The following is a 21,277-nucleotide window of genomic DNA, read 5'->3' on the forward strand; positions in this document are numbered from 1 at the left end:
GGTCTTCTCCCTTTACTGGTCGTAGTCCACGACCACGCGGTCGGTGACCGGATAGGCCTGACAGCTCAGCACATAGCCTTTTTCAACCTCGTAATCCTCTAGTGCGTGATTGGCGAGCATCTCGACCTCGCCTTCCAAAACGCGGCAGCGGCAGGTTGAACAGACACCGGCCTTACAGGCGTATGGGGCGTCCATGGCATTTTCCAAGGCTGCGTCCAGAATGGATTGGTCCTTGGGCAGAGTTATCGTCTGAGTGGACCCATCAAGAGTGATCGATGCGCTGGTTTGGTTCGCCTGCGTGCCCGCATCTGCCGAACCTTCCTTGCGTTTGGCCCGGCCCGGCTGAGCGCTGGCAAAGAGTTCAAACTTGATCTGCCTGTCGTCAAGACCATGCGCGCGCAACGCGGCCGCTATCCCCAGCATCATCGGCTCGGGGCCGCAGATAAAAGCTGTGTCCACGTTCTGAATGTCGACCCAATGTTTGAAAAGGTCGGCGCATTTTTCCTGCGTCACCAGACCGGTGAACAGGTCTATTTCCTGCGCATCCGCCTCAAGAATATGGATTACGTTCAGGCGGCCCATATAGAGGTTTTTCAGGTCTTCCAGCTCCTCGCGGAACATGATCGTGTTGATGCCCTTGTTGGCGTAGATCAGCGTAAAGCGGGATTTGGGTTCGCGGGTCAGTGTTGTCTTCAGGATCGACAGAACCGGCGTGATGCCAGAGCCGCCAGCAAAACCGATATACTGCTTTTCCGCATCAGCTTCGATCGGTGTGTGAAAGCTGCCCATCGGTGGCATCGCCTGCACAACGTCCCCGACGTTAAGCTCGGAATTGGCCCAACTGGAGAATGCGCCGCCCTCGACACGTTTGATCCCGACTTGCAGTACCCCGTCATCCTTGCCCGCACAAATGGAGTAGGACCGGCGCAGCTCTTCTCCGTCAAAGTCGCGGCGAAACGTCAGGTATTGGCCTGCGGTGAAATCGAACTGATCCGCCGCGCCGTTGACAGGCTCAAGCGTCACGACAACCGCATCGCGGATGGTTTTGTGGATGTCGGTGACTTTCAGGTCATGAAAACGTGCCATCCGGTGCTCCTCCTCAGATGCACTTGAAATAGTCAAAGGGTTCCAGACAGTCGGTGCAGCGCCAATGGGCCTTGCACGGGGTCGAACCGAACTGGCTGACCTTTTCAACTGCTTTACTGCCGCAATGCGGGCAGCGCTCTGGCCCGCCCGCCGGTTGTGGCGGGGCGATCCCAAACTCTTCCAGCTTGGCGCGGCCTTTTTCGCTCAGCCAATCGGTTGTCCAGGCTGGTGAGATGCAGGTTTCGATCCGCACATCTTCGATACCGTGATCGTGCAAAGCGGTTTCGATATCCATGCTGATGACGGATGTTGCCGGACAGCCCGAATAGGTTGGTGTGACCGTCACGAGTAGCGTTTCGGCATCCCAACGCACATCGCGCACGATCCCGAGATCGACAACCGAGATTACCGGAATCTCGGGATCCGGTACGGCATCCAGCCAATCCCAGATCTGGTCGGTCGAGTGGCGTTGCATCACATGTTACCAGCTTGCACCGGGGTATGCGCGCTGCAACCACTGCATCTGGGTCAAAAGGTGCCCCAGGTGTTCTGTATGCATGCGCCCGTCCCGCCCGCCTTTGTGGGCAAATCGGCTTTCCGGAAGGGTCAATGTCGCCTTGGCCAGAACCCGTTTGACCAGCGCATCATATTCTTCGCGCAGATCGGCCGGGTTTGGCGCAATCCCGGCCGCAGCCATCTGAGCGTCGATGTCATCGCTGACAAACATCTCGCCCACATAGGGCCAGAGGTAATCCAGCGCTGCCTGCATCCGGGTGTGGCTTTCTTCGGTTCCATCACCCAGACCTACAACCGTTTCTGCCGAACGCTCCAGATGATAGGCGACTTCCTTGCTGGCTTTGGCAGCAATCGCGGCGACACGATCGTCAGAGGATGTCAGAAGACGGCCGAGCATGATCGAATGCCAGGCATCGAACAGGAACTGGCGCATAAGGGTGCGGCCGAAATCACCATTCGGAACCTCGACCAGCAACACATTGCGGAAATCCCACGCGTCGCGCAGAAATGCCAGATCATCGGCGGTTTTGCCGCCACCTATCTCGCCGGCAAGGCCAAGCCACATCTGGGTCTGCCCAATCAGGTCCAGCGCTGTGTTGGCCAGTGCTATATCCTCCTCCAACACTGGCGCGTGGCCGCACCATTCACTGACGCGATGGCCCAGGATCAGGGTATTGTCCCCGATCCGCAGCAGGAACTGCTGAAACGCTTCGTCGCGGGTCATCACATCGCCCCCACTTCTTCGGGGATGTCGAAAAAGGTCGGGTGGCGGTACACTTTGCTTTCGCTGGGTTCATACAACGGGCCTTTGTCGCTGGGCGACGAGGCCGAGATGTTGTTGGCTTCTACCACCCAAATCGACACGCCTTCGTTGCGGCGGGTGTAAACATCGCGTGCATTCTTGATCGCCATTTCCGCGTCCGGGGCATGCAGCGAGCCGACATGTCGGTGGCTCATCCCATGTTGACCGCGGATGAAGATTTCCCACAGGGGCCATTCGGTATTCATCGGGTTTCCTCCTCAGGGTAAGCTTATTCGGCGGCCAGATTGCCGGCCTGTTTCTTGCGCGCATGGGCCAACAGCCCGTCGCGCACCCATTTGCCGTCATCCCAGGCCTTGTTGCGCGCCGCCAGTCGGTCGACGTTGCAGGGGCCGTTGCCCTTGATCACATCGAAGAATTCCGACCAATCCGGCTCTGAGAAATCGTAGTGCCCGCGCTCTTCGTTCCACTTCAGGTTCGGGTCGGGGATTGTCAGTCCCAGATATTCGGCCTGTGGGACGGTCTGGTCGACGAATTTCTGGCGCAGCTCATCATTGGTGTTGATCTTGATCTTCCAAGCCATCGACTGCGCGGAGTGGACGGAATCCTTATCGGACGGTCCAAACATCATCAACGACGGGTACCAGAAGCGATTCATCGCATCCTGCGCCATCTTGCGCTGTTCGGGCGTGCCTTCGGCCATCTTGCGGATCGCATCGTAGCCCTGACGTTGGTGAAAACTCTCTTCCTTGCAGATGCGGATCATGGCGCGTGAGTACGGCCCGTAGGATGTCCGCTGCAGCGGAACCTGATTCATGATCGCCGCCCCGTCAACCAGCCAACCAACCGCGCCGATATCGGCCCAGTTCAGGGTCGGATAGTTGAAGATCGACGAGTATTTCATGCGACCATCCAGCAGCATCTCGGTGATCTCATCGCGGCTGACACCCAGTGTTTCGGCCGCACAATACAGGTAGAGCCCATGGCCGGCTTCATCCTGCACCTTGGCCAGAAGGATCGCCTTGCGTTGCAGCGTCGGCGCACGTGTGATCCAGTTCCCTTCGGGCAATTGCCCGACGATCTCGGAATGCGCGTGCTGTCCGATCTGGCGGATCAGCGTCTTGCGATACCCCTGAGGCATCCAGTCCTTGGGTTCGATCTTGATATCCGCGTCGATCCGCGCCTGAAATTCAGCAAGCTTTTCAGGATCATCGTTTGACGCCTCGGATTCCACCATCTGGGCATACATGTCCCGTCTCCTCCGTTACACGCGTTCAAGAATAAGTGCAGCGCCTTGCCCGACGCCGACGCACATTGTGCAAAGCGCATAGCGCCCTTTGGTGCGTTTCAGTTGGTACGCTGCGGTCAACACAAGTCGGGCGCCGCTCATCCCCAATGGATGACCAAGGGCGATTGCACCGCCATTCGGGTTCACATGAGCTGCGTCATCGGGCAGGCCAAGCTCTCGCAGCGTTGCCAGACCTTGCGACGCAAACGCCTCGTTCAATTCGATCACATCCATCTGGTCGATGCTCAGCCCCGCGCGCGCCAAAACCTTTCGGCTGGCAGGAACCGGACCAATACCCATGACCCGAGGCTCGACGCCCGCGACAGACATACCAACCACACGGGCAATCGGGGTCAAACCATTCTTTGCCACTGCCACTTCATTCGCCATCAGGATCGCGGCGGCACCGTCATTCACGCCCGAGGCATTCCCAGCGGTCACTGTTTTCTCCGGCCCGTTCACACCCTTGAGGCCCGAGAGTTTTTCCGCTGTGGTTCCCGGGCGAGGATGTTCATCCGTATCGACAACAATCGGATCGCCCTTGCGCTGCGGAATTGAAACCGGTGTGATTTCCTCTTGGAACACGCCTGCCGCGTGCGCCGCAGCCCATCGTGCCTGACTGCGCGCGGCAAAGGCGTCCTGGTCTTCACGGCTGATCCCATAATCTTCAGCGACATTGTCAGCCGTTTGCGGCATGGAATCGACGCCATACTGCTGCTTTAGCCTTGGGTTCACAAAGCGCCAGCCAATCGTGGTGTCGTAAACCGCATTGCTGCGCGTAAACGCCGACGTCGCTTTGGGCATTACAAACGGTGCGCGCGACATGCTTTCCACGCCACCCGCAACAGCAAGATCATAATCGCCTGCCTTGATACCACGCGCCGCCATTCCGACAGCATCCATACCACTGGCGCACAAGCGGTTTATCGTTGTTCCCGGCACGTCCGTCGGCAATCCAGCAAGCAGTGCCGCCATCCGGGCAACGTTGCGATTGCTCTCTCCTGCCTGGTTGGCATCGCCATAAATGACGTCATCCACACTGGTCCAGTCGACTTGCGGGTTGCGCGCCATCAGGGCCGCCAGCGGGATAGCCGCCAGATCATCCGTGCGAACCGATGAAAGCGCACCACCATACCGCCCAATCGGGGTGCGGGTTGCGTCGCAGATGAAGGCGTCCATCAATTGGGTCTCCTGTTGGAACACAAGTCATTAACCGTCTGGTCGGTTAATAAATGCTCAATCGATTCGGCGCAAGCATTATGTTACCACGTAATCGCTTCTGTCAGCTTTCTGTAACATTAAATGGCACTTCTTTCACATCCGTCTTCCAACCCCCAAGAGCGCCATCCCGAGCTCGGCAAAAAACGAGTCAACCACCCGCCGCAGATTCCAGCGTTGCAAGATCCGGTTTGGACAATTGTCCCAGCAGTCGGGACACCGCCGCGCGACACTCCGCGCCCTTCCAATCGGCGGGCAAAAAGGCCGGAGGCAGGGACGGATGGCGCAGGACCAAACGACGCCACCCATGCACAATCAATACGCGCAGCACCGCTATTTTAAGCGGATCGCCGACGCCATCGACAGGCAGCATTTGCTCGGTGATTTGAATGGAATGCAAAAACTGATCATAGGCAGACTTCAGCACTTCAGGGCCACAAAGGTCGCGCAGCCAGCCGGGGATCGAAGTAGCGCTGCTTTCAACACCCAGCAGTTCTTCAAGGTTCTCCGGGACGGGTCCTGCCGACATGGCTGTTGTGTGGTTAACTGAAATATAGTCTCCAGTAAGCATCAGATCTGCCAGCTCTTTTCGCGAACTTTCTGAACTGCTGGCAACAAGCACATGCCAGGTTTCTGGCGTATTCGTCTCGCTGGAATAGATGCGCGGGGCAGCGGCGGCGCTTTGACTGCGGCCATATTCGGTCAGTCTGTGCACGCTGTTTCGCCCGACCCGCGTGCTTTCGATCCAGCCTTCCTTGCGCAGCCTGTGCAGCGCAACACGCGTGGCTTCGGCCTTGATCCCCGCAAGGTTGGTCAGTGCTGTGATCAACGCGCCGCTAACCTGGTCAGACCCGCTCTGGGCCAGATCACCGAATATCGTGACCAGAACTGACCACACACGTTGCGTGCCAGTTGTGGTCAACTGGCTGACGCAGGTTTCGAACCATTCTGGAGCCGTATCTTTCATAAGCACAGTATAATCGGGCCGGAGGGAAATGCCATCCAGCCCCTGCGCACCTGCACTTGTGCCTAGTAGGCAACCATGGTCAGCAACTCGTATTCTGCGACCAGCTCATCATCCTGCTGTGTCAGGGTAACGTGCCAGCGAACCTCGCCGTAGTCATCATTGCGCTTGGTCTTGTGCTTGACCGTCAAACGCACCTTGATGGTGTCACCTGCCTCGACCGGTTTCATGAAACGCAGCCCGTCAAGACCGGTATTTGCCAAAACCGGCCCCTCGTTCGGTTCGACGAACAATCCGGCTGCGAAAGACAACAGCAAGTATCCATGTGCAACGCGACCCGGGAAGAACGGGTTACGTTCCGCCGCCGCCTGATCCATATGCGCATAGAAGGTATCACCGGTGAAGTTGGCGAAGTGTTCAATGTCCTCCATGGTGATGGTTCTTGGCGCCGTGTAAAGGGTCTCACCAATCGACAGATCGTGAAACCGGCGGGTAAAGGGATGAGCAGGAACTTCGATTTCGGTCGCGCCAGGCACCCATTTCCGGCCAATCGCTGTCAGCAGATCGGGCGAACCCTGAATGGCGGTGCGCTGCATATAGTGTTTCACACCCCGTACCCCGCCCATTTCTTCGCCGCCACCGGCGCGTCCCGGACCGCCATGAACCATGTGCGGCAGAGGTGAGCCATGACCGGTGGATTCCTTCATCGAGTCGCGGTTGTTGAAATACAGACGCCCGTGATAAGCCCCTGATCCCATGGCAACCTGTCGCGCAACCTCGGGATCATGGGTGATCACCGACGCCACCAGAGAGCCCTGCCCCCGGTTCGCCAGTTCGATGGCATGGTCAAGATCGCGATACCCCATCACTGTGCTGACCGGACCAAAGGCTTCAGTGTCGTGCACACGCTGCGCCGCGTCAGGATTAGCGCAATGGAAGAGCATGGGCGGCAGGAACGCACCCTTTTCGGCATCAGCGCCCTCAACCGCGAAATCATCGGGGTTGCCGAAGACACGCTCGGCCTCTTGGCCGAGAATGGCGGCCTTTTCCAGAACATCACGCTTCTGACCGTTCGAAACCAACGCACCCATGCGGGTGGTTTCCAGCTTTGGGTCGCCAATGGTCGTTTTCGCCAGACGTGCCGACAACGCGTCAATTACCACCTGTACCTGCGGTTCGGGCGCGATGATCCGACGGATTGCGGTGCATTTCTGCCCTGCCTTCGTGGTCATCTCGCGCTGGACTTCCTTCACGAAGAGGTCAAATTCCGGCGTGCCCGGCGCGGCATCGGGGCCAAGGATCGAACAGTTCAGGCTGTCCTGTTCCGCAACAAAACGCACCGAGTTCTCAAGGATCACCGGGTTGGAGCGCAGTTTCAGGGCTGTATCAGCGGATCCGGTAAAGCTGACCACGTCCTGCATGGTCAGACGGTCCAGCATGCCACCCAAACCACCCGAGACCAACTGCAATGCACCCGCTGGCAAGATGCCGGACTCAAGCATCAACCTGACACACAGCTCGGTCACATAACACGAGCTTGTGGCGGGTTTTACAATCGCCGGAACGCCCGCCAGAAGGGTTGGGGCAAGCTTTTCCAGCATCCCCCAAACCGGAAAATTGAACGCGTTGATATGAACTGCCACACCTTGCAGCGGGGTGCAGATGTGCTGCCCCAGAAAGGTGCCGTTGCGCGACAACTGCTCGACATCGCCATCCAGATAGACATGTCCGTCCGGCATTTCACGACGGCCTTTTGCGGCAAAGACAAACATCGTTCCGATGCCGCCGTCGATATCAATCATATGATCCGATTGCGTGGCACCGGTGTTGAAAGACAAGTCATACATCGCCTGCTTGTGCTGACCCAAATGGACGGACAGCGCCTTGAGCATTTTGGCCCGTTCATGGAACGTCATTTTGCGCAGTGCCGCCCCCCCGACATTGCGCGCATAGTCCAACATCCCCTGGACATCCAAAGCATTGTTACCCGCTGTGGCGATAACCTCGCCGGTCACAGCGCTAGCTATCGCGCGGGCACCCTCGCCGGGCGAAACCCACTCACCGGCTGCAAAGCTGGAAATCTGTTGGATAGTCATGAGCGTCTCCTCATCTTTGTCGCGATCCCCGCGCTGCCACAAGCCGGTCTCGCGAAATCATATTTTAAACCGTACGGTCGGTCAATCAATTACCGAGTAAATTTCCCTCGTCGGATTTCTCAGACCCGCGCGGGTAATCGTGCAAACCCCCGAAACCGGATACGCCCGCCCCGTTCGGCGCCGTCGGTGATGCGATAGTCTGGAAAACGGGCCAGAAACCGGCCCACGGCCACCCGGCCCTCCAGACGCGCGAGAGTCAGACCAACGCAGGTATGAGGCCCTCCGGCAAAGGCGTGATGCTTGTTGGGGCGTCTGTCCAAGATCATCTCGTCGGGCTGGTCAAACTGCCGTGGATCACGGTTGGCCGCACCGATACACAGATGAACATCAGTACCAGCCGGAATGGACTGACCGTGGAACGTTACATCAACGGTGGTCAGGCGATTGCCGAACTGGTTCGGGCTTTCCAGCCGCAGAAACTCGTCCACGGCCGAACCGATCAGATCCGGGTCGGCCAGCAACTCCGCCCGCTTGTCGCGGTGCCGGTTCAACAGCTCCAATGCGTTGCCGATCAGGTTCGTTGTGGTCTCATGCCCAGCATTCAGGATGAAAATGCAGTTCTGATACAGCTCGACCTCGGTCAGGCCACCATCCGTGTCGTCCTGGATCAGCCGGGTCAGGACATCCGTTGCCGGATCTCCGGGGTTGGCGCGACGATCCTCGATGATATGCCGCAGGAAGTCCTTGAAGTCCGAGACCGAGCGATTACCCCACTCTTCCTGCTCCGGCGTCAATTGCGGCTCCAACGCACCAAGAATGGCCAGAGACCAATCGCGCAATGGCCCGCGTTCGGATCGTGGTATACCCAGCAGATTGCCGATGATCTCGATCGGGATTGCCCCGGCAAAATCCTCGATCAGTTCGACGTTGCCCTTGACCTGCATCTCGTCCAGCAGCCCATCGACAAGCTGGATCAGACCCGGTTCCATTTGCGCCAACGCGCGCGGATTCATCGCGCCGACCATTACCTTGCGAACACGGGTATGCAGCGGCGGGTCATTAAACACCAAACTGGTGGTGTGGTGTTCATACAAGGGGCTGTCGACCCCGTATTTGGGACCAAATACCGCTTTCTTGTCCGATATGAATCGCGAGGTGTCCCGGTAAACAAGGTCCAGATCCTCGTATCGGGACAGGATAACCGATCCGTCACGTTGCCAGCAGACGGGCGTATCTTCGCGCATAACGGCGTAGGCAGGATAGGGGTCTGTGTGAAACCCGTCCGGAAGCGCGGTCAGAGAGAACATCAGTGCCCCATCGCCCCCATTTGTTCAGGCAGAACCAACACTAACCATGGCACCAGAACGATCAGGGCCAGCCGGAAGATATCCGCTACCCAGAACGGAGTAACACCCTTGAAGATTGTTCCTGTTGACACATCTCCGACCACGCCTTTCAGAATGAAAACGTTCAATCCGACGGGTGGAGTGATCAGGCTGATTTCGGTCACGACAACCACAACAATGCCGAACCAGATCGGGTCATACCCCAACGACGTGACCAGCGGGAAAAAGATCGGCACTGTCAGCAGCAGCATCGACAGGGATTCAAAGACGCAACCCAAAATGATGTAGATCCCAAGGATCATCAGGATCACCACAAAAGGTTCAACGTCATAGGCCGTAACCAACGCGATGAGCGCTTCGGGCAGACCGGCAAGGTTGATGAAATTCGAAAAGATCTGTGCGCCGATCAGAACCGAAAACAATGCTGCGGCGGTATAGGCGGTTTCCTTCAGCACCTCAAAAGTCGACCCCAAAGTAAGCCCACCTCGTGACAGAGCGATCAGGAAAGCGCCCATTGCACCCATGCCTGCCGCCTCGGTCGGGCTGAAGGTCAGGTTCAACGGATGAAAATCAAAAGCACCGTACAATCCACCAATCACCAGAAAGAACAGCAGCAAGACGGCCCAGACCGAGCGAACTGCGGACAGACGCTCGGCCCAGCCGTGGCGTTCGCCCGCCGGTCCTGACTCGGGCTTGCGCGCGACGGTCCAGCGCACGGCGAGCAGGTAGAACAGAATGCCAAGCAGGCCGGGAATGATACCCGCAACGAAAAGTTTCCCAATCGAGGTTTCGGTCAGCAGCCCGTAGATGACCAGGATCACCGACGGCGGAATAAGAATTCCAAGTGTGCCGCCCGCTGCAATCGATGCTGTCGACAGCTCGTCGGAATAGCCATAGCGGCGCATCTCCGGCATTGCGACCTTGGACATGGTGGCCGCCGTTGCCAGAGACGAGCCGCAAATGGCTGAAAAGCCTCCGCATGCCGCAACCGTCGCCATGGCGATACCACCCCGAAAATGGCCCAGAAAAGCGTTTGAAACTGCGTAAAGCTCACGCGCAAGCCCACCCTTGTTCACGAATAGGCCCATAAGGATGAACAGCGGGACCACCGACAGGCCGTAATCCTGCGCGGTGTCGGTGATCTGACGACCCACCATCGACATCGCGGCCTTTAACCCGCGCTCGGACAGAATGCTGCCGCCGCGTTCATAGGCAAAGCCAAGCGTTCCGACCAATCCCATTGCAAACACGATAGGCAAGCGCACCAGCACAAGAACAAGAACAAGAACAAAACCGATCAGCGCAGCGGTCATTGGGGGTGCTCCGACAAGGTATGGGGGGCAAAGAAGTGCAAGAAGCCGGTGATGATCATTGCAACAGCGGTGATCGCTATGAACCCCGAGATGAACCAGCCTACATAGAAGACTGGGATCGAAAGATATTCCGTGACGTCCCCGTAATCCCGCGCACGTTCAGCCAATACCCAGACACGCTGAATTGGCCAAAAAAGCATAATGCCAGAGAACAGATACACAATTGCATCACGTACCCGACTTAACCGCAGGCGTGAAAACAGCCCATCCGTCAAATCCACAGCGATTTGACCCTTCCCTGCCGAGATCATCGGCAAGACCGAGAACACGAGGACGGCCATCAGGATCCGGGTCAGTTCCGTGGCCGCCTCGATCGGGGCATTGAAAACAGAACGTAGGATGACATCAAAGAAGGTCATCACCATCAGGATGAACAGCGCGGCACAGGCCAGCAGCGTAGGCACGATACTGACGCGACGCGCAAAGGTCACGAGAGATTGCATAACGGGTCCCCAGCGGGTGAAATCGGCTGGCGGATCGCATCCGCCAGCTCGACTGCGTTATTGCGCAGCCATTTCATTTACGATCATGTCATAGGCTGCCTGGGCGTCGATGCCTGTGCCATTGACTTCGTCGATAACCTTGGCGCGTACATCCGCAGCAATCGCATTGAACTTTTCCAGATCTTCAGCGGATGCGGCATGGATCGCGTTGCCTTCGGTGCCTTCGGTTTCTTCCCGGCCGATCGCATCGATCTCATCCCAGATTTTGCCAATTTCACGGCTCAGTGGTTCACCGAAAACGTTTTCTTCCAGCGCTGCCTGCAGATCGGCGGGCAGGTCAGCAAAAGTGTCCTCGTTCATGATAAAGGCAAACGAACCGCGATACAGGCCGCCAGGGACCTCATAAACGTTCTGGGCCACTTCCGTCAGCTTGAATCCTTTGCGGGATTCAAAGGGCATGACGACGCCATCTGCGGCCTTGGAGGCCAGGGTTTCATACACTTTCGGTGCAGGAACCTGGATACCGGTTGCACCCAACGCCGTGCCCACGTCACCGCCAACACCGCCGGGGATGCGAACCTTGAGGCCCGAGACTTCGTCCAGCGACGTCACCGGACTGCTGGAATGCAGCTGAGCCGGACCATGTGTGTGCAAAGCGATCACTTTTACACCACGGTGTTCATCTGCCGCCTTCAAATGTGTGTCATATGCGCGCCAATATGCGACCGACGCAGCCTCGGCCGAGCCTTCATATCCGGGCAGTTCGATCATCTTGGTGGTGACAAACCGGCCCGGCTGATAGCCGTGGAAAATGATCGAGGCATCAGCGGCGCCATCCATGATCAGGTCCATCTGCGCAGGGGGCGGGGCAAGGCCCAGCTTCAGTTCGGCGGTGACCTGACCATCGGTGGCCTCTTCGATCATCTCGACGAATTTCGGCCACATCTTGGCATTGATGCCATGGGTCGGCGGGGCCCAGCTGGAAATGGTCAGCGTATAGTCTGCCGCAAGCGCCACTGTACCTGAAACGGCCAGTGCAGCTGAGGCAAGAAGTGTGCTCAACCTTGTGAATTTCATAGTTCTGTCTCCTCCCTGTGAAACATGAGTCAAGAATGCGTTAATGGTCACTTTTGTAACCATCAACTTGTTAATTGTCCCCAAGACAACCCGCGACGCGCCATGAACCGGGGCTTTCCTTGGCTACGGTTTCCATCATTGCGTGCGACGTGTTGGCTCCGATTTCCTTGCAATAGTTCATCGGCCCGCCGCGCCAGCGCGGAAAGCCGTAGCCGTGAATTTGAACCATATCGACGGCTTCCGCGGACTCGGCGATCCCCTGCTGAATGATCAACGCGCCCTCGTTGGCCAGCACCGCCAGGATGCGCGACACGATTTCGTCCTGCGCATATGCCCGCCGCGTTATGCCCTGATCCGCCGAGTGGGACTCGATCAACGCCTCCACTTCGGGATCGCGGATCGGTTCGCGATGACCCTCTTCATAGCGATACCATCCTTTGCCCGTACGTTGGCCAAGACGACCCATCTCGCACAGCTGGTCAGCAATCGTCACATAACGTTCGTTCGGGTCGCGGGTTGCGGCATTGCGTTTTCGGTTGGCCCAGGCAATTTGGAGGCCGGTCAAATCTTGCAGCTCGTAGGGCCCCATGGGCATCCCGAAAGCTCGCATTGCCTGATCCACCTGATAAGGCAACGCTCCATCTGCCAGCAAATAATCGGCCTCGCGCCGATACGCAGCCAACATCCGGTTGCCGATAAAACCATCGCAGATGCCCGACAGGACAGAAACCTTGCGAAGCCTTTTTCCGAGCGCAAACCCTGTGGCGACAACTTCGGGCGAAGTTTGCGGCGTATGCACGACTTCCAACAGCTTCATGACATGGGCAGGGCTGAAGAAGTGCAGGCCAATGCACCGGGATTGATTTTCGATACCCGCGAAAATCTCGACCGGGCTCAGGTAAGACGTGTTCGTGGCCAGAATCGCGTCACGCTGCATATGGCGGGCCAATTCTGCAAAAACCTGTTGCTTGACTGACAAGTCTTCAAACACAGCCTCGATAGCCAACTGAACGTCGGCAGCTTCGGAGTAGCTGTCAACGGCGCGAAATGCAGAAAGGCGTTCCTGTAGCTGCGCTTCGGACATCTTGCCCCGCTTGACTGCCCCCTTTAGCAGCCCCTTAACCCGATCATGGGCCGCGGCCGCTGCTTCCGTATCCCTCTCGATCAGAGTGACCGACAACCCGCCATTCAGGGCTGCGGTTGCGATCCCTGCCCCCATCAACCCGCCACCGACAACTGCGATCCGGCTGATATCGCGCGGGGTAACACCTGCGATCATGGTAGGTCTGGCAACCTTGCGCTCGGCAAAAAAGGCGTATCGCAGGGCGCGGCTTTCTGGGCTTTGACGCAGCGCCAGATGGCGCGCCCGCTCTTTCGGCTGTGCGGCAGCAAAGGGTTCTGACGACCAGCTGAGCGCGGTAAGGTTTTCCAGCGGTGATTGCTGACCCCTGGCGGTTCTTTTCAAAGCCTGACGGCTCGTCTCCAGAAGGTCAGACGCGAATTCGCCGACGGGCCGTTGACTGACAGGTGCCGGGCGCTTTGGCAGGTTGGCGACAATGTCCAGAACAGCCGCCTTTGGGTTATCGGCAATCAGATCAATTCCCCCGAGATTGGCCATTTCCTCGGCTTTCAGGATTTTTCCTGAACAGGCGATGTCGATCGCCGCTTCCATTCCAACAAGGCGCGGCAATCGTTGCGTGCCCCCCGCCCCTGGGATCAGGCCTACATTGACTTCCGGCAGCCCAAAGCTGGTGCCCGGCGCTGCGATCCGCCACGCGCAGGCCATGGCAATTTCAAACCCGCCACCCAACACGTTGCCGTGCATACAGGCGATAAACGGCACATTACTGTCTTCGATCTTCTGAACAACATCAGGCAAATGCGGCTCAGCCGGAGCCGCGTCAAACTCGGACATATCACCGCCTGCGATGAATGTCCGACCGGCGCAGCACAGGACGGCAACCCGAGCTTTCTGAACTGCATCGATCGCGTCGGCCAGACCCTGCCGAACCCCCGTCGAGGTTGCGTTCACCGGCGGGTTGTCGACCGTGACCCAGGCCACGTCGCCCTTAAAGTCAACACTCACCAGCGACGGCTGCGACATTGGCAATCCCTTTGATCAGTCCAGATTCGGTTCGGGTTTATATATTGACCAACCGTTCGGTTAATGCAATGATTAAGTTGTCACGGGAACAGATGAGACAGCCATGAGCGATACGATCCTTGTACATGATCACGGAAACTGGGTTGAAATAACCCTGAACCGCCCCGACAAGCTGAACTCGTTCAATGAGGAGATGCATCTTGCCCTTCACGACGCGCTGAAGAATGCGCGCAAAAAAGGCGCCCGCGCGATTTTGCTGACCGGCGCAGGGCGCGGTTTTTGTGCGGGTCAGGACCTTGGAGACCGCGATCCCTCAAAAATGGATGGCCCGCCCGACCTGGGCAAAACTGTACGCACTTTCTATGCCCCTCTGGTTCGACTGATCCGGTCTTTGAATTTCCCGGTCGTTTGTGCCGTCAACGGCGTGGCCGCGGGCGCGGGCGCGAACCTTGCACTGGCCTGCGACATGGTTCTGGCCGGGGAAAGCGCGAAGTTCATCCAAAGTTTTTCCAAGGTCGGGTTGATCCCGGACACAGGCGGCAGCTGGCACTTGCCCCGATTGTTGGGCGAGGCGCGCGCTAAGGGGCTGGCCCTGACAGCAATGCCCCTAACCGCCAAACAGGCGGAAGACTGGGGGTTGATCTGGAAGGCGTTTCCCGATGATCAGCTGATGACCGAAGCACGCGCTCTTGCCACGCGACTCGCCAACGGCCCCACCCTTGGCTTGGGTCTGACCAAGCAGTGCATTCAAACAGCAGCCACCACATCCTTGTCCGATCAGCTTGAAATTGAAGCGGACGCAATGAAAACCTGCGGGGAAAGTGCTGATTACGCCGAAGGCGTGTCCAGTTTCCTCGAAAAACGCGCACCGCATTTTCAGGGAAGATAATGATGACCCCAAAAGAACGCGCCCAAAAATCCGCGGCAGCGATGTGGGCCAATGACGAAGCCAGTAAATGGTTCGGGATGGAGCTTGTCGAGGTCGATGAAGGGCGCGCTGTCCTGTCGCTGACTGTTGCGCCGCATCACTGTAACGGACACGGTATTTGCCATGGCGGCGTCACGCACGCTCTTGCTGACAGTGCTTTTGCCTTTGCCTGCAACAGCCGGAATGTTGCGACTGTAGGGCAGCATACAATGGTCAGCTATCTTGCACCGGGACGGAAAGGTGACCGCCTGACTGCCACCGCGACAGAAGTGAACCTGTCCGGTCGCAGCGGCATCTACGACGTCCGCGTCATCAATCAAGACAACACTCTGATCGCTGAGTTTCGCGGCATGTCCCGCGCTATTGGCGGCCAGAATTTTCAAGAATAGTTTCGTGACTGGAGGAGTTACGCGATGAAAGACCTTTCCCCCAACAAAGCGGACCTGGACCCGATCGAAATCGCCTCGATCGACGAAATTCGCGCCACACAGCTTGAGCGGCTGAAGTGGTCCGTGCGCCACGCCTATGAAAACGTTCCGATGTACAAACAGCGCTTTGACGAGGCTGGCGTGCATCCTGACGATCTTCAACAGCTTTCGGATCTGTCAAAGTTTCCGTTCACGTATAAAAACGACCTGCGCGACAACTATCCGTTTGGTCTTTTTGCGGTTCCGCGCAGCGAGATAATTCGCCTGCACGCGTCCTCCGGCACAACAGGCAAACCGACAGTGGTCGGCTACACAAAGAATGACATAGACAACTGGGCTGACCTTGGCGCGCGGTCTCTTCGCGCGTCTGGGCTGCGCAAGGGCGACATGGTTCACAACGCCTACGGCTATGGGCTGTTCACCGGTGGGCTAGGTGCCCATTACGGGATCGAACGCCTTGGCGCGACTGTCGTCCCGATGTCGGGCGGGCAGACCGAAAAACAGGTGAACCTGATCAACGATTTCCGTCCTGACGGGATCATGGTTACACCCTCCTACATGCTCAATATCCTTGAACAGTTCCACAAGGCGGGTCTCGACCCACGTGAGAGCTCGCTGAAGGTTGGCGTTTTTGGTGCCGAACCCTGGACTGACGCGATGCGGGCCGAGGTCGAGGCGGCCTTCGACATGCACGCCGTCGATATCTATGGCCTGTCCGAGATCATGGGCCCCGGTGTCGCCAATGAATGCGTTGAAACCAAAGACGGGCCTGTAATCTGGGAGGATCACTTCCTGCCGGAAATCATCGACCCGGCAACCGGAGAAGTCCTGCCCGATGGCGAAACCGGAGAATTGGTGTTCACGACACTAACCAAAGAAGGGTTGCCGATGATCCGCTATCGCACACGCGATCTGACATGCCTGCTGCCGGGGACGGCGCGGTCCATGCGCCGGATGGCAAAAATTACAGGTCGCAGTGACGACATGATGATCCTGCGCGGCGTCAACGTCTTCCCCAGCCAGATCGAGGAACAGGTCATGGCAACGGGCGGTCTTGCCCCCTATTACCAGATCGAGCTCTACAAATCCGGTCGCATGGATGCCATGCGGGTCTTTGTTGAATCCTCCCCCGATTCCACCGACGAGCTGTCAAAAACGGCCGCTGCACGGATGCTGACCAAACGCATCAAGGACGTCGTTGGCGTTTCAACCGAAATTGTAGTAGGTGACCCCGGCGACGTCGAACGCTCTCAGGGCAAGGCGAAGCGCGTTGTAGACAATCGCGATAAGGACTGAGCCGTGGCCCGGACAATTGCCAAAGACCACGACCAAAAGCGGGAACAGATCCTGAAGATGGCGGCAAAAGTGTTTGCCGACCAGGGGTTTGACCGTGCTTCGATGACCCTTTTGGCCAAAGAATGCGGCATCTCGAAAGCAAACATATACCACTACTATGACAGCAAGGATGCCATCCTGTATGACATCCTTGAAACGTACCTGCGTGAGTTGCGGGACCGGATTTGCAATGTTGATCTGGACGGCCTTAACCCCGAACAGAAACTGCGCAAAGCAGTACGCGAGATCCTTTTTGCCTATCAGGGTGCAGATGACGAGCACCGGGTTCAGATCAGTGGCATGAGCGCATTGACCGAAGAACAGCAAAAAAGGCTGCGGGGCTATCAGCTTGATCTGGTGAAGTTTGTCCGCGACATACTTCTGGAAATGTCCCCCGGTTCTTTTGACGGCGCCAAGGACAAGCTTCGCGGCGCGACGATGTCAGTCTTTGGAATGTTGAACTGGTATTACATGTGGAACACCGGCGCAGGCCCCAAAGCCCGCGAAGATTATGCCGATCTTGTGAGCACCCTGACCATGCATGGTGTGCAAAAGCTTTAGGCATGCCCGCTTGGAGAAATCACGCACGGGTGTGGTCTCGTGTGTTGTTCTGAAATCGCAGATCAGATTGGTCGGCTATCCTGAGGCGCGCCAATAAGGACCGTGGCTGCAGCGAGCGCGTGGCCTTCTTTCTTACTTTTTGCGCATCTTCAAATCGTCTAAGAAATTGCGTTTCGCTGCCATGACCTCTTCGTCCGTCATGTTTGATCTGTTCAATTCCAGAAAATACTCTGCGGCTCCAACCGGTTGGACATTCAAGTTACTGACAGGCGTAAGATCATCGGACCTTACGTTCAGCATCGATAGCACCTTTGTGGCGGGAAATAGACGGTCACTCATGTTTGAGGTGTCTAGGGAAACGACGTCGGCTCGGGAGGATACGGCATCCTTAACTCGGGCAACCACACCAGCAAGATCTGCGCCTTGCTGAAGTAGGTCCGCGTATTCCGAAAGGCCTTCCTGAATTCGGTTCGAACGTATGTTTTGCCAATAAACACTCTTAATCCAATCAGAGGCGTTCCTGGTGGTAAAAAAGAAGGTTGCACGCGCGTTACCATCAGCGAACTTCTCGATCTCATCCAATAGCACTTCAGACAAAACCGTTACCATGGAATAAGAATACACATTTTTACGCCCTGGAATCAGGCCCGCAAACTCCTCGTTACTAATCAAAAGCGGTTTGTCTGTTTCGTTTTCAAAGCGCGCCAGAGCTTGTCTTAATTGTTTACGAAACTTATTTAGCACTCGTTCTTCTTGCACTACAGAAAAGCGCCGTGCTGAGAAGCCCGCCTCTTGCAGATCACTCGGAACCAGAATATTCACTCTGCCCTTTAATCGGGAACGATTTCTGAGCAACATTGTTTGCAGTGTTCGAGTGCCTGTTTTATGAAACCCCTGATGTATAACGACTTTCAACATTTTCTTATCTCTCGCTAAACTCTCGTCGAAGTTGCCGGAAAAGCGCTTTCCTCAATACCCTTTCATCCTTCAAAGACCCACAATTGACCTTTGACCTACCCACCGATGGTCCCTCACTCATAACGAGAGTGAGCGTGTTAGATATTCATAGTCTTCGGTTTCGGCTTGGGCAAACTCACCTGCGGCAATGACTTCATACAGGCTGGAAAACTCAGGAAAATCACCGTTCAGGGCGATCGCACCATCATCGGTAATCAACCAAAAGAAGGTATCCCTTGCAGCACTGAACGTTGCGAATTTTATGGCAGGCTCTCCCAGACATCGCGGATGACATCCGCCGCCATCAGCACGTCATCGCGGGTTGTGTCGAATTGCCCGACCTGAAAACGGATGATCTTGCGGCCATTAAACATGCCTTGCGTCAAGTAAATTCGGCCATCGTCATTCAGCGCGTCCACCAGTCGCTGCTGAGCGGCGTCATCCCCTGGACAGCGAAAGGAAAACAGGCTCAGGATCGGGCCGGTGGTGATCTCAAACCCCTCTATCGCGCCGATCTTTTCTGCAAGTTCATTGGCCCAGAGCACATGGTTGCGAATTCGGCTCCGCAACCCGTCGAGACCGTATGACCGCATCAAGAACCAGATCTTCAATGCCCGGAACCGTCGACCCAGAGGGATTGTCCATTCCGAATAATTCGTTACCTCTGCCCCTGTGGTCTTGAGGTATTCCGGTTCGATCTTAAGCGTGTTGAGCTGTGGCGTGGCGTCCCGCAGAAACTGGATCGCGCAATCGAACTGCGCCCCCATCCATTTATGTGGGTTGAAGACAATGCTGTCGTAACGATCCGCCCCGGGCCAAAGGGCCTCACGAAGCTCGGGGCAGATCATCGCCGACCCCGCCCAGGCCGCGTCGAGATGCGTATAGAGGTCGTATTTTTGCGCGATGTCAGCCACCGCCACCAGATCATCGCAGGCCCCAACCCCGGTGCCGCCCGTAATTGCAATGATACCAGCAGGTACATACCCGGCCGCGATGTCACCCTGAATTGCGACATCAAGAGCCTCTGCATCAATCGTATAGGTCGGACCACATGTCGGCAGTTTCACCAGATTGTCCTGACCGATCCCTGCAACCCAGCAGGCCCGATCAATCGACGAATGAACCTGATCCGAGCAGTAGATGCGCAGTGCGCCCTTGGCGTTCAGGCCTTCGCGGTTGCCGGTAAACCCTGTGGCCCGTTCCCGCATGGTCAGCACAGCCGACAACGTGGCGGATGATGCGCTGTCCTGAATAACTCCGGTCGTTCCTTCCGGCAATCCAAGCGCCTGCCGCAGCCAATCGACCATGACACCTTCGACCTCGGTCGCAGCTGGTGAGGTCTGCCATAGCATGCATTGCGCCGCGATTGTGGTCACCAGCATTTCAGCCAGCATCGACGGCGGCGCTGCGTTGGCCGGGAAATAGGCAAAGAACCGGGGATGTTGCCAATGTGTGATACCCGGCATCACGATTCGTTCGAAATCGGCCATGATGGCTTCCATGGGCTCGCCACTATCGGGGGGCGATGCCTTTAGCTGGGCCGTGATTTCTCCTGGTGTGGTCTTGGCCCGAACAGGACGTTCAGCAAGTGTCTTGTGGTAATCGGCCGCCCATTTCGAAATGTGCTGACCCCAATGCGAAAACGCGTCCCAATCCATGCGCAAGCCTTCTCTTGTAACTGAACACCAATTTGTCCAGTCCCCGACCTTACCCGTTCGGCTCGCGGATTAAAGCCGAACAGGTGTGCTTTCTTCAAATGAAAAGGTCCCGAGTTCTGCCTTCAGACCGAAAAGCTGACATTCGCCTGACCTGTGCCAGAGCTGCCGAAGTAGGGGGTGTAGATGTCGATCTCACCCTTGTAGCTGCCCCAGCCCAGAGCTCCGAACAGCAAAGCCGTGTCATTCATGGCGCATTCGCCTGCGCATTTCTTCGCATAGTCCGGCAGCATTTCAAGGAACTCTTCGAACCGTCCCTGTTCCCACATCTCCAGCACGTGCATATCCATCTGGCGGTTGAACTCGCCGTTTACCGCATTCAATCCGTCGACCGAGCGCTCATTCGGCGTGAAATCATGGCTGAGTGAGCCAGAGGCCAGTATGGATACGTTCCGGTCGGAACGCCGGATACCTTCGGCAATGGCCTCACCCCAGACGCGGTTTTCCTGGATCGACGAGAACTGGTTGACTGCAACGGGCAAAACGCGCGCATTCACCCCTTCGTTGATGAAATGCATAGGCAGAAGGGTGCCATATTCCATTCCCATATCGGGGTGCGAATGGCCAAGCGCTCGCTCGCCACGCTCACGCAGAACATCAAGGATGGTTTCCCCCAACGCGTTATCTCCGCGATAATCAAACTCCATGTCTGCCAGCATGTGCGGCAGTTCATGACTGATGAAGCGGCCTTTGTGGTGCTCTTTGGTATTCAGGTGAAACCCCTGATTGGTGATCCAATGGGTGTCGAACACAAGAAACGTCTCGACCTCGCGGTCTATCGCGTCCTGGCGCAGGCGCGCATAACCATCAATGGCAGACTGCCGGATGCCTTTGTATTTTGGCATCGTGTGGGACATCCAGATACTTGGCACATGCGTGATCTTCGCGGCTTGTACGATCTTTCCCATGGCAGTTCCTCCTCGTGTTTACCGATGTCTGTGTACCAGAGCCCTTGCCCGGTTACAGTTTCCCCAGCTGCATGATGTTGTGATTTCCGGTTGCGAAGCCGACGTGTTTTTGTTCCATGTAGAACTCGAAGCTCCAGTTGCCGCCGTCGCGGCCGATACCGGATGCTTTGACGC

The 21,277-nt window shown here is 57.0% G+C and carries 21 protein-coding genes; 4 read left to right on the forward strand and 17 right to left on the reverse strand.

Translation table 11 applies throughout. The features are described 5' to 3' along the window. Positions 1-12 precede the first annotated feature (12 nt). The 13 genes from ACR0D9_RS19650 to ACR0D9_RS19710 all read right to left on the reverse strand — a co-directional run bounded on the left by ACR0D9_RS19650 (position 13) and on the right by ACR0D9_RS19710 (position 14,271). Positions 13-1,086 (reverse strand): 2Fe-2S iron-sulfur cluster-binding protein, encoded by a 1,074-nt coding sequence (locus ACR0D9_RS19650; RefSeq protein WP_480484853.1) that lies wholly within the window; start codon positions 1,084-1,086, stop codon positions 13-15. 13 nt (positions 1,087-1,099) lie between these two features. Then, positions 1,100-1,561 carry a 1,2-phenylacetyl-CoA epoxidase subunit PaaD gene (gene paaD / locus ACR0D9_RS19655; protein ID WP_267366243.1) on the reverse strand — a complete coding sequence of 154 codons (462 nt, stop codon included), beginning with the start codon at positions 1,559-1,561 and terminating at the stop codon, positions 1,100-1,102. A 6-nt stretch (positions 1,562-1,567) separates the two neighbouring features. Continuing rightward, a complete protein-coding gene (paaC, locus tag ACR0D9_RS19660) occupies positions 1,568-2,326 on the reverse strand; it encodes a 1,2-phenylacetyl-CoA epoxidase subunit PaaC (protein WP_480489203.1) in 759 nt (252 codons plus the stop codon). Further along, positions 2,326-2,610, reverse strand: coding sequence for a 1,2-phenylacetyl-CoA epoxidase subunit PaaB (gene paaB, locus ACR0D9_RS19665; protein ID WP_209507558.1), 285 nt, complete (start codon positions 2,608-2,610; stop codon positions 2,326-2,328). Before paaB ends, paaC begins: the two co-directional genes overlap by 1 nt. Before the next feature lie 23 nt (positions 2,611-2,633). Further along, the gene (paaA, locus tag ACR0D9_RS19670) at positions 2,634-3,611 is read right to left on the reverse strand and encodes a 1,2-phenylacetyl-CoA epoxidase subunit PaaA (RefSeq protein ID WP_480476985.1); all 978 of its coding nucleotides are present in this window, start codon (positions 3,609-3,611) and stop codon (positions 2,634-2,636) included. Positions 3,612-3,626: 15 nt separating this feature from the next. Next, a complete protein-coding gene (gene pcaF, locus ACR0D9_RS19675; RefSeq protein ID WP_480484855.1) occupies positions 3,627-4,829 on the reverse strand; it encodes a 3-oxoadipyl-CoA thiolase in 1,203 nt (400 codons plus the stop codon). 190 nt (positions 4,830-5,019) lie between these two features. Then, positions 5,020-5,835 carry a PaaX family transcriptional regulator C-terminal domain-containing protein gene (locus ACR0D9_RS19680; protein ID WP_480484856.1) on the reverse strand — a complete coding sequence of 272 codons (816 nt, stop codon included), beginning with the start codon at positions 5,833-5,835 and terminating at the stop codon, positions 5,020-5,022. Positions 5,836-5,897: 62 nt separating this feature from the next. Next, on the reverse strand, positions 5,898-7,928 hold the full coding sequence (gene paaZ, locus ACR0D9_RS19685; RefSeq protein ID WP_480489207.1) for a phenylacetic acid degradation bifunctional protein PaaZ: 2,031 nt from the start codon (positions 7,926-7,928) through the stop codon (positions 5,898-5,900). Positions 7,929-8,047: 119 nt separating this feature from the next. Then, positions 8,048-9,235, reverse strand: a complete 1,188-nt coding sequence (locus ACR0D9_RS19690; RefSeq protein ID WP_480489209.1) for a cytochrome P450 — start codon at positions 9,233-9,235, stop codon at positions 8,048-8,050. After that, positions 9,235-10,587, reverse strand: coding sequence for a TRAP transporter large permease (locus tag ACR0D9_RS19695; RefSeq protein WP_267366798.1), 1,353 nt, complete (start codon positions 10,585-10,587; stop codon positions 9,235-9,237). Before ACR0D9_RS19695 ends, ACR0D9_RS19690 begins: the two co-directional genes overlap by 1 nt. Then, positions 10,584-11,090 (reverse strand): TRAP transporter small permease, encoded by a 507-nt coding sequence (locus ACR0D9_RS19700; protein WP_209507551.1) that lies wholly within the window; start codon positions 11,088-11,090, stop codon positions 10,584-10,586. Before ACR0D9_RS19700 ends, ACR0D9_RS19695 begins: the two co-directional genes overlap by 4 nt. 57 nt (positions 11,091-11,147) lie before the next feature. After that, positions 11,148-12,167, reverse strand: coding sequence for a TRAP transporter substrate-binding protein (locus ACR0D9_RS19705; protein ID WP_480484859.1), 1,020 nt, complete (start codon positions 12,165-12,167; stop codon positions 11,148-11,150). A 70-nt stretch (positions 12,168-12,237) separates the two neighbouring features. Continuing rightward, a complete protein-coding gene (locus ACR0D9_RS19710) occupies positions 12,238-14,271 on the reverse strand; it encodes an FAD-dependent oxidoreductase (protein ID WP_480539970.1) in 2,034 nt (677 codons plus the stop codon). A gap of 103 nt (positions 14,272-14,374) precedes the next feature. Here ACR0D9_RS19710 and paaG point away from each other — a divergent pair, with 103 nt between their 5' ends. The 4 genes from paaG to ACR0D9_RS19730 are packed head-to-tail and all read left to right on the forward strand — an operon-like array spanning position 14,375 to position 17,523. After that, complete coding sequence (gene paaG, locus ACR0D9_RS19715; protein ID WP_480484861.1) at positions 14,375-15,160, forward strand: 2-(1,2-epoxy-1,2-dihydrophenyl)acetyl-CoA isomerase PaaG; 786 nt, start codon at positions 14,375-14,377, stop codon at positions 15,158-15,160. 2 nt (positions 15,161-15,162) lie between these two features. After that, a complete protein-coding gene (paaI, locus tag ACR0D9_RS19720) occupies positions 15,163-15,588 on the forward strand; it encodes a hydroxyphenylacetyl-CoA thioesterase PaaI (RefSeq protein ID WP_480484868.1) in 426 nt (141 codons plus the stop codon). Positions 15,589-15,612: 24 nt separating this feature from the next. Next, a complete protein-coding gene (paaK, locus tag ACR0D9_RS19725; protein ID WP_267365260.1) occupies positions 15,613-16,923 on the forward strand; it encodes a phenylacetate--CoA ligase PaaK in 1,311 nt (436 codons plus the stop codon). Positions 16,924-16,926: 3 nt separating this feature from the next. After that, positions 16,927-17,523 carry a TetR/AcrR family transcriptional regulator gene (locus tag ACR0D9_RS19730; protein ID WP_480539973.1) on the forward strand — a complete coding sequence of 199 codons (597 nt, stop codon included), beginning with the start codon at positions 16,927-16,929 and terminating at the stop codon, positions 17,521-17,523. A 132-nt stretch (positions 17,524-17,655) separates the two neighbouring features. On the opposite strand, the gene ACR0D9_RS19735 is transcribed toward ACR0D9_RS19730, so the two are convergent. The 4 genes from ACR0D9_RS19735 to hpaD form a co-directional block, all read right to left on the reverse strand. Continuing rightward, positions 17,656-18,441 carry a hypothetical protein gene (locus ACR0D9_RS19735; RefSeq protein WP_480484863.1) on the reverse strand — a complete coding sequence of 262 codons (786 nt, stop codon included), beginning with the start codon at positions 18,439-18,441 and terminating at the stop codon, positions 17,656-17,658. A gap of 117 nt (positions 18,442-18,558) precedes the next feature. Further along, entirely contained in the window at positions 18,559-18,699 is a 141-nt protein-coding gene (locus tag ACR0D9_RS19740) for a hypothetical protein (protein WP_480484864.1), read from the reverse strand. Between the two features lie 41 nt (positions 18,700-18,740). Further along, positions 18,741-20,138 (reverse strand): pyridoxal phosphate-dependent decarboxylase family protein, encoded by a 1,398-nt coding sequence (locus ACR0D9_RS19745; protein ID WP_480539974.1) that lies wholly within the window; start codon positions 20,136-20,138, stop codon positions 18,741-18,743. Between the two features lie 122 nt (positions 20,139-20,260). After that, positions 20,261-21,103 (reverse strand): 3,4-dihydroxyphenylacetate 2,3-dioxygenase, encoded by an 843-nt coding sequence (gene hpaD / locus ACR0D9_RS19750; RefSeq protein WP_480484866.1) that lies wholly within the window; start codon positions 21,101-21,103, stop codon positions 20,261-20,263. Positions 21,104-21,277 lie beyond the last annotated feature (174 nt).

The organism is Ruegeria sp. AK11, from assembly GCF_056541095.1.